This is a genomic window from Actinophytocola sp. (assembly GCF_036002505.1).
In the GTDB taxonomy this organism is placed as follows: Bacteria; Actinomycetota; Actinomycetes; order Mycobacteriales; family Pseudonocardiaceae; genus DASYTH01.
This window is the reverse complement of sequence record NZ_DASYTH010000317.1, coordinates 1-7,593: the sequence shown is the minus strand read 5'-3', so window position 1 is coordinate 7,593 and position 7,593 is coordinate 1. Positions and strand designations below refer to the sequence as shown.

At 68.8% G+C, this 7,593-nt stretch carries 12 protein-coding genes; 8 read left to right on the top strand and 4 right to left on the bottom strand.

What is annotated here, in order from left to right:
• Positions 1-272: 272 nt before the first annotated feature.
• A complete protein-coding gene (locus tag VGR06_RS27670; protein ID WP_327562068.1) occupies positions 273-1,598 on the top strand; it encodes an IS110 family transposase in 1,326 nt (441 codons plus the stop codon).
• On the opposite strand, the gene VGR06_RS27665 is transcribed toward VGR06_RS27670, so the two are convergent.
• On the bottom strand, positions 1,573-1,740 hold the full coding sequence (locus VGR06_RS27665; protein WP_327562067.1) for a TraR/DksA C4-type zinc finger protein: 168 nt from the start codon (positions 1,738-1,740) through the stop codon (positions 1,573-1,575). The two genes, VGR06_RS27670 and VGR06_RS27665, sit on opposite strands and share 26 nt — an antisense overlap.
• A 286-nt stretch (positions 1,741-2,026) precedes the next feature.
• Here VGR06_RS27665 and VGR06_RS27660 point away from each other — a divergent pair, with 286 nt between their 5' ends.
• Both VGR06_RS27660 and VGR06_RS27655 read left to right on the top strand, forming a co-directional pair.
• Complete coding sequence (locus VGR06_RS27660) at positions 2,027-2,266, top strand: hypothetical protein (protein ID WP_327562066.1); 240 nt, start codon at positions 2,027-2,029, stop codon at positions 2,264-2,266.
• Positions 2,267-2,426: 160 nt separating this feature from the next.
• On the top strand, positions 2,427-2,666 hold the full coding sequence (locus VGR06_RS27655) for a hypothetical protein (RefSeq protein WP_327562065.1): 240 nt from the start codon (positions 2,427-2,429) through the stop codon (positions 2,664-2,666).
• Positions 2,667-2,815: 149 nt separating this feature from the next.
• On the opposite strand, the gene VGR06_RS27650 is transcribed toward VGR06_RS27655, so the two are convergent.
• Positions 2,816-2,989 (bottom strand): hypothetical protein, encoded by a 174-nt coding sequence (locus VGR06_RS27650; RefSeq protein ID WP_327562064.1) that lies wholly within the window; start codon positions 2,987-2,989, stop codon positions 2,816-2,818.
• Between the two features lie 161 nt (positions 2,990-3,150).
• Here VGR06_RS27650 and VGR06_RS27645 point away from each other — a divergent pair, with 161 nt between their 5' ends.
• Complete coding sequence (locus VGR06_RS27645) at positions 3,151-3,378, top strand: hypothetical protein (protein ID WP_327562063.1); 228 nt, start codon at positions 3,151-3,153, stop codon at positions 3,376-3,378.
• Positions 3,362-3,718: a nuclear transport factor 2 family protein gene (locus tag VGR06_RS27640; RefSeq protein ID WP_327562062.1), complete on the top strand. Its 357-nt coding sequence runs from the start codon at positions 3,362-3,364 to the stop codon at positions 3,716-3,718. Before VGR06_RS27645 ends, VGR06_RS27640 begins: the two co-directional genes overlap by 17 nt.
• Before the next feature lie 190 nt (positions 3,719-3,908).
• Here the strand turns inward: VGR06_RS27640 and VGR06_RS27635 are convergent, their stop codons facing one another.
• A complete protein-coding gene (locus VGR06_RS27635; protein WP_327562061.1) occupies positions 3,909-4,169 on the bottom strand; it encodes a hypothetical protein in 261 nt (86 codons plus the stop codon).
• A 64-nt stretch (positions 4,170-4,233) separates the two neighbouring features.
• Between VGR06_RS27635 and VGR06_RS27630 the strand changes: the two genes are divergently transcribed.
• Positions 4,234-4,470, top strand: coding sequence for a hypothetical protein (locus tag VGR06_RS27630; RefSeq protein WP_327562060.1), 237 nt, complete (start codon positions 4,234-4,236; stop codon positions 4,468-4,470).
• Positions 4,471-4,829: 359 nt separating this feature from the next.
• Positions 4,830-5,474 (top strand): dihydrofolate reductase family protein, encoded by a 645-nt coding sequence (locus VGR06_RS27625; protein WP_327562059.1) that lies wholly within the window; start codon positions 4,830-4,832, stop codon positions 5,472-5,474.
• A gap of 317 nt (positions 5,475-5,791) precedes the next feature.
• On the opposite strand, the gene VGR06_RS27620 is transcribed toward VGR06_RS27625, so the two are convergent.
• A complete protein-coding gene (locus tag VGR06_RS27620; protein WP_327562070.1) occupies positions 5,792-7,246 on the bottom strand; it encodes a gamma-glutamyltransferase family protein in 1,455 nt (484 codons plus the stop codon).
• 28 nt (positions 7,247-7,274) lie between these two features.
• On the opposite strand from VGR06_RS27620, the gene VGR06_RS27615 reads away from it, so the two are divergent.
• On the top strand, positions 7,275-7,593 hold a 319-nt coding region (locus tag VGR06_RS27615; protein WP_414637343.1), incomplete at its 3' end, for an IS6 family transposase.

The window sequence follows — 7,593 nt, the reverse complement described above, 5'->3', positions numbered from 1 at the left end:
CGGACGGGATCTTGCCCAGGCCATACCTCATCCGTCAACGCAACTGTGAGTATGGGGCCGCCACCCGGGGCGGCGGTCTGACCCTCAATGCAACCGGCGTGAGTGCCTTTGGTCTGATCTGTCGGCTGTCGGCCTGGGTGGCATTGCTGCCGCCGGAACCGGGGGCGTGTCCCGATAGGGGCCTTGCCGCACAAGGCACCGTCACAGTTCTGACCGCCTGTCCCGGCCCGGCGACGGTCACCCGTCCATCGGCGATCAGGAGACGAGCAACCATGACCAGCATCCCCGACTCTGCCCGGCCGGCCCACCCCGACATCAGCGGTGAGGTGATCCTCGGTGTCGACACCCACGCCGATGAGCACGTGGCTGCGCTGCTGTCCGCGGCGGGCGCCCCGGTGGCCACCGCGTCGTTCGCCACCACTGCGGCCGGCTATCGGGCGCTGCTGACATGGGCGCGCGGTCACGGACCGGTGGGCAGGGCTGGGGTGGAGGGCACCGGCTCCTACGGCGCCGCGCTGACCCGCTACCTGCGACACGAGGGCATCGCCGTGGTCGAGGTCAACCGGCCCGACCGGGCTGCCCGCCGTCGCCGCGGTAAGACCGACCCGGTCGACGCGGAGGCCGCCGCCCGCGCGGTCTTAGATGGGCGGGCGACCGTCACGCCGAAGACCGCGGACGGCCCGGTGGAGATGCTGCGCATGTTCCGGCTGGCCAGAGCCTCGGCGGTCAAGTCCCGCACCCAGGCCGTCAACCAGCTCAAGGCCGTCCTCGTCGGCGCCGACCCGGCGCTGCGCGAAGCTGTGTCCGGGCTGACCGGCGCCGCCTTGGTCCGCGCCTGCGCCAGCCTGCCGGCGGCCCAGCCCCGCAATGTGGCCACCGCCACCGCCTACACGCTGCGCTGCCTCGCACAGCGGATCGGCCAGCTGACCACCCAAGCCCGTAACCTGCAACGGCAGATCACCGCGGTCATCAACACCCACGCCCCACAGCTGCTACGCCGCCGCGGGGTCGGCCCCGACAGCGCCGCGGCGCTGCTCATCGCCGCCGGCGACAACCCCGACCGGCTGCACAGCGACGCCTCCTTCGCCGCCCTGTGCGGGGTCAGCCCCATCCAGGCGTCCTCCGGGAAGACCACCCGACACCGGCTCAACCGCGGCGGCGACCGAGGGCCAACGCCGCGCTCTACCGCATCGCCTTCACCCGGCTACGCTGCGACCCCCCTACCCGCAGCTACCTCGACCGGCGCACCGCCCAGGGCAAGACCCGCCGCGAGGCCATCCGCTGCATCAAGCGCTACCTCGCCCGCGAGATTTACCGCCTACTCCAACCCCTCACGCCACAGGCCGGGACAACACCTCGAACGGGTTGACAAACATAGGGGCATCAGACCCCGTCGAGGTTCATCTGGTAGCGCGTCCGTCGACGGCGACCCTCCGGGAGTCAACACGGCCGCCATCGATCCGAGACGGTTTACCCAGACATTTGGGACCGATGCCGTGGTGTGGACGCTCGGGCTGGCGGTCATCGTGAGCGAGGGCAGGGTCCTCGCCCATAGTGTGGCCGCCCACGGTCTCATCCCCTCAGCCGCTGGCAGCTGACACAGAAGCGGGCGTAAGGCAGGATTTCGAGCCGCTCGGCCGGGATGGACAGCAGGCAGTCGGGGCAGGTGCCGTAGGTGCCGTCGTCCAACCGACGTAGCGCAGCGTCGATCTCCTCCAGGCCGCGCCGGGTGGCGTGCATTGGCCGATCAGCGGTTCGTCGACCTGGTGATGCCTGGTCCGGTCGAGCGTCGCGAGCAGGCGGAGCCGCGTGTCCCGCTCCTGCTCGAGCCGCTGGCGGGCCTCTTCGGGGTCCAGACGTTGCCGGGCTGCGGCCACGTTGTGAACGTGCTGCGACCCCTTGGCGTCTAGCGCCCCGAGAAAGAGGGGCGCTAGCCCACGGTCAGAGATCCCCGCCGGGCCATTGGAGGAGAGATGCTTCGCGGGGATCTTCACGTCTGGGTTTGGTCTGACTACCCTGGCGCGCCATGACCAGCAGTCTCGACCCGCTCGTCAACGAATACGAAGCCGCTGCCAGACGCCTCACCGACCTGCATCGGCGCTGGGGATGGATCGTTCTCCTTGGGCCGCGCCAGCCCGGGCAGGCAGCGCCGACGATCCCACCCGACCAGCTCGATCTCGAAGAGCAGATCCAGCAGGCGTGGGCCAACTACATCGAGAAGCGGAACGCCTACCTGCTCGCGGCTGGCTTCCCGAAGCCGGCTTAGGACCAACGACCGGTTGGCGGCTGTTTGCCGCCATGCAAGGAGGAGCACGAGTAGGAGTTACTTACGCCAGGCGCAAGAAGGTTAGATCCCCGCGGCCCCGACTTGCGTGGGGTTCTTGTTTGCTATAGGTCGGGGCGGTTCCGAGGGATTAGAGTGCGCCATGAGCGAGATTCCGGATCCGCTCGGCGCGGCCTATGAAACGGCCGCTAGACGCCTCTCTGAGCTGCATCGGCGCTGGGAACAGATGGTCCTCTCCGATCCGCTCGACTACGGCCAGGACCAGTGGAGGATCACATCCGGACAGCTCGACCTCGAAGAGCAGATACGCCGGTTGTGGGACGACTACATCGAAATCCGGAATGCCTATGTGACGGCCGCCGATAGCCCGGAGCCGGCCTAGGACCCAGACATTGGAAACCGTAGCGCAGTCAGTCACCGACCGCCGCTTCGCACACAGTCGATGTAGGCGTCCTATGCCTCGTCCCTCACCTTGTTCAGTTCAGTGAAGCGGGCAAGTGCTGCATCGTCGCCGACTCTCCGATAGAGAGCCTACGGGTTGTGTCTTACTGCATGCGCGGCCTCCAAGACGGCGATCCAGGCGTTCAGCTGGTCGATCTGGCGCAGGAGGTCGTCTCGTGCTTGAACGAGCTCGGCCGAGGTCATGCTCGCCACCTCTTCCGGGGTCTTTCCCAAGCCGTTAGCGAGCTGCTGCTCACGAGTCACGTTCTCCTCCCCTTCTCGGCGGGCTTGAGGAGCCTCCCCCGTCTCATCCGGATGATGCACGCCTCATCGGACTCCACGATCCGCACCTCGATCCTTCGCCCGGCGTCCCGAGCGTTACGAGCGGCTCCCATTGGGCAGGGATGGCGCGGAGGCGAACCGCCGTGTTGATAGACAGCAACTCCCCGATCATGTTCGCCGGCATGGCCCTGATGATGCTCGTGATGATGGGCGGCATGCTTGTTAGTGGGTGGACGATCTTTCGCCGACACCGTCGCCACCAGACCCGAACCCATTGGGCCGCCGACCGCCGCAAAGCCACCGCCGGCCGTGTCAACGCCAAAGCCGTGGCGGGTGTCGTGGAGGTGGAGAGCCATGTCCCTGATCGGTGAGCTGCTTGATGCAGAGCGCCAGGGCTGGCAAGCGTTGACGTCAGCGGAGGGAGCCAGCTATTACCGCGACCACCTGGCAGATGACGCGGTGATGGTCTTCTCGTCCGGTGTGATGCCTCGAGCTGAGGCACTCGAGGCGATGGCGTCTGCGCCACCGTGGTCCAGCTTCGAGATTCTGGACTCGCAGGTCGTGGAGCTGACGCCGGATAGTGGCGTGTTGGTGTATCGCGCCGTCGCGCAACGAGCCGACCAACCGGCATACGAGGCGATGATCACGAGCGTCTTTGTGCGTACGGCTGGCGTCTGGAAGCTGGCCGTCCACCACCAGACACCGGTGTAGCAAACCCTTTACGCCTACACGCGAGCACGAGGAGAGCCTCACGCCGGCAGGCGGTCACTCAGAGATCCCCGCGGGCGCAGGGGGAGTCGGATTTATGGCCAGCGCCCGCAGGGTCTCCCTGTTCACCCCTCGTCTCAGCGGATCCATTCCGCCCGCTCCTGCCCCACAGCGATCCATTCGGTGAGCCGAGTCAGGTCCGCACCGGCGGCGATGCACAGGGCGGCCTCAAGCGCCCTGCGTGGCCACTCGTCCCTGTTTCGCGGGCGTAGAAGCCAAGTGTTACCCCGGCCCGTTCGGCCAGGAGGTCGCCGCGGCCGTTGGCAATCTCCCGCAGCTCGGTTACCGCGGCCTCGACGTCCAACGGTTTCCGGCCCACGTACCGGCCCGCGGTGCCGGCGAGCTGTGCGGTCGTGATCCCGTCCGGGTCCGGTTTGCGGCGGGCGACGGCCATACGTGGGACGGTATCGCTTATCGAACGTGTGTTCTAGTGGTGAGATCCCAATACGCTCGCTCCCATGAACACACCAGACCATTACGCCGGCACGGCCGAGCAGGACATCAGGTCCGCGGTCACCGGTGCACACGACTTCGCGGAAACCATGCAGTCCGCCCGCGTCTGGGCGCTCCTTGCCATAGCTGCGGCTATCAACCGGCTGGCCGACGCAGTGTCGGAGGTAGGCACTCCGCCACTTACCAGCCGGGGCGGCGGCGCTAGTACCACAGCCGTAGATCGCGCCGGTGACCTGCGGTGACGCTGGCCGCAGGGCAGCCACCCAGTTTGGACGCGGCCTGTGATCTATCGTGAGCGGGGAGTGCCGGTGCGGCGTCCCGGCCTGGTGGCGTAAGCAGGGCACCGTGCTGCGCGCTTCAAGATCGGTCGGCATGTGCTGTTCGAGGAATCGGACGTGCGGGCCTGGATCAAGGCGCACGGCATACCTGCCGAGCCTGCTGCCGGGCGTCGCAAGGACACCGACCGCGGGACGGGGTGGCGACCGATGCAGCGGGCGAGGCGGCCGACGAGTACGAAGCTGGGTGCCGTCGCAGCGATGAGTCTGCCGGCGCCCACAGGTCTACCTCCCGACCGAGACAACCAACTCATCGGGAGGAAGGCATGGGCCTCATCCACATCGAGCTGTTCGCAACCCTCGACCTCGTCGGGCAGGCGCCCGGCGGGCCCGACGAGGACCCGGTGGGGTTCCCGTTCGGCGGCTGGCAGGCGCCCCTGCTGGACGAGGTCGCCGGGGTGCAGGTCGGTGCCGCGTACGAGGGCACGGACGCCCTCCTGCTCGGCCGGCTGACGTATGACATCTTCGCCGCCTACTGGCCGTACCAGGAGGGCGGCGAGGACAACGAGATCGCCACGCTCTTCAACAGCGTCCCGAAGTACGTGGCCTCCCGCGGCAGGCCCAACCTCTCGTGGGCCGGGTCCACGCAGCTCGGCCCGGATCTGGCCGGCGCGGTGCGCGAGATCCGTGACCGGCACGAGCACGTGAAGGTCGTCGGGAGCCTGAACCTGGTGCAGACCCTCCTGCGCGAGAAGCTCTTCGACCGTCTCGACCTCTGGGTGCACCCGATCGTGCTCGGCGTCGGGAAGAAGGTGTTCGACGGTGGCGCGGTGCCCACGAACGTCACACTCCTCGAACCGCCGGTAGCCGGTCCGAAGGGCACCGTGTACCTGCGCTACGGGCTCGCCGACGGCACGCCCGGGACGGGGGACATGAGCGCACCCGATCGCGGTGCCCGGCGCGACGACTGAAGCCACCCCGCGCCAGGTGGGTCCGTGGCGTCGGCGGTGAATCCGCCAGGTCGGCATTCCGTCACGGCGTCGGCAGTTCGAGGTGCCGACGCCGTGACGAAAGTGCCTCCGCCAGGGGGTCGCCGCCGTCACGCAATGGTCTGGCAGGCCCCGTCGCCCTAGCTAGTCCAACTTCGCACGCTCGGGCCTTGCGGTTGGTTCATGCGGTCCACTGCCCACCAGATGCCATCCCCAGTAGCCCCGTGCAGCGCACGCTCGAGCCTTCCGTCGGGATCGCCCGGACTTGAGCGTGGCGCGCTCGGACGTCGCGGGGCTCGTCACTTGTACTCGGCAACAACCTCAATAGGGCCAACGATGTTCGCGGTCTGGTCGTCGAGATCGTCGGCGGGAACCACCACACCGGCCGAGCCGCCGCCCCGGCGTACCGGCTCGGCGGCCGCGAGCAGCTGTCCTCCGCCGAGGGACTCGATCCCGGTCGCCGCGCCGATTTCAGAGGTAGTGGTGAAGACGTGGCCGAGCTGGGTCAGCGCCGCCGCCTGCGGTGAGGCGAGGAACGCCGGCTCCGCCTGGGAAGCCGGGCCGTTGCGCTCGCTCACCCGGGGGGCCGCGATCGCCTCCGGCAGCGTCATGCCGAGGTCGAGCCGGTTGACCAGGATCTGCAGCACCGTGGTGATGATCGTGGCCCCGCCGGGGGAGCCGACCGCGAGGAACGGCTCGCCGTCGCGGAGCAGGATGGTCGGCGACATCGAGCTGCGCGGCCGTTTGCCGGGCGCGGGCAGGTTCGGGTCCGGCGCGCCGCCCAGCGTCGGGGTGAAGTTGAAGTCGGTCAGCTCGTTGTTGAGCAGGAAGCCACGGCTGGGTACCACCATCGCGCTGCCGCCGATTTGCTCGATCGTCAGCGTGTACTCGACCACGTTGCCCCACCGGTCGGCGACCGTGAGGTTGGTGGTGTGCTGCTCGGTGCCGGCAACCTCGGCGGCCGCCATTGCGGTTGGACAGTCCTGGTAGGACCCATCCGGGCTACCCGGCGGCACCGGCCGGGGCAGCGCGTGCGCCGCGTCGACCAGGCAGGAGCGCTCCTTGGCGTACGCCGGGTCGAGCAGCTCATCGAGCAGCGCCCGGGGCGTGTCGTCCCCGAGGTACCGGTTGCGGTCGGCGAACGCGAGCGCACTCGCCTCCAGATAGTCGTGGAGCGTCGCGATCTCACCGGAGGGTGCGAGCGCGGCAAGGATGTTCAGCGCCTCGCCGACCGCCTGACCGCCGCTGGACGGCGTCGGCGTTCCGTACACGTCGAGGCCGTGATAGGCCACATGGGTCGGTGCCGGGTCGCGCACTTGGTACGCCGCGAGGTCCGCGGTGGTCATCCCGCCTGGGCGGATTGGGTACGGCCAGGAGCCGATCGGGTGGTCCGCAACAGGCGGGTCTTGCACGGTCGCCGCGATGTCGGCCGCGACCGGTCCACGGTAGAGCGCCGCGGCGCCGTCGCGGGCGAGCAGCCGGTAGGTGGCCGCGAGGTCGGGGTTGCGGAAGACCGAGCCGACCGCTGGTGGTTGCCCGCCGGGCAGGTAGAGCGCGCTGGTCGAGGAGAACTGCCCGAAGGCGTCGAGGTTGCTCGCCACCTGGTTGTGGAACGTGTCGTCCACGACGAAGCCGTGTTCGGCCACCGTCATCGCGGGGCGCAGCGCCGAGCGCCACGAGATCGTGCCCCAGCGACGCAGCGCCTCGGCCCAGGTAGCTGGCGAACGGCTCTGTTGCGTTGACGGATGAGGTATCGCTTGGGCAAGATCCGGTCGCGTGCAGCTGACCCGACCGACCCGCCGTCCGGCTCCTGCTCGCTCGGCGTTTGCCGGCTTCCGGTTTCCGCCGGAGGTGATCGTGCTGGCGGTGCGCTGGTATCTGCGGTTCGGGCTGTCCTACCGGGATGTGGAGGAGCTGCTGGCCAAGCGCGGCATCGACGTCGATCATGTCAGCGTGCACCGCTGGGTGCAGCGGTTCGCTCCGCTGCTGGCCGACGCGGCCCGGTTCGGTCGGCACCGGGCTGGCGACCGCTGGCTCGTGGACGAGACCTACGTGAAGGTGGCCGGCCGGTGGGTGTACCTGTACCGGGCGGTCGACCAGT

Coding starts and splice junctions, on each gene's coding strand:
- VGR06_RS27670 (WP_327562068.1), top strand. CDS start 273: ATGACCAGCATCCCCGACTCTGCCCGGCCGGCCCACCCCGACATCAGC.
- VGR06_RS27665 (WP_327562067.1), bottom strand. CDS start 1,740: ATGCACGCCACCCGGCGCGGCCTGGAGGAGATCGACGCTGCGCTACGT.
- VGR06_RS27660 (WP_327562066.1), top strand. CDS start 2,027: ATGACCAGCAGTCTCGACCCGCTCGTCAACGAATACGAAGCCGCTGCC.
- VGR06_RS27655 (WP_327562065.1), top strand. CDS start 2,427: ATGAGCGAGATTCCGGATCCGCTCGGCGCGGCCTATGAAACGGCCGCT.
- VGR06_RS27640 (WP_327562062.1), top strand. CDS start 3,362: ATGTCCCTGATCGGTGAGCTGCTTGATGCAGAGCGCCAGGGCTGGCAA.
- VGR06_RS27635 (WP_327562061.1), bottom strand. CDS start 4,169: ATGGCCGTCGCCCGCCGCAAACCGGACCCGGACGGGATCACGACCGCA.
- VGR06_RS27630 (WP_327562060.1), top strand. CDS start 4,234: ATGAACACACCAGACCATTACGCCGGCACGGCCGAGCAGGACATCAGG.
- VGR06_RS27625 (WP_327562059.1), top strand. CDS start 4,830: ATGGGCCTCATCCACATCGAGCTGTTCGCAACCCTCGACCTCGTCGGG.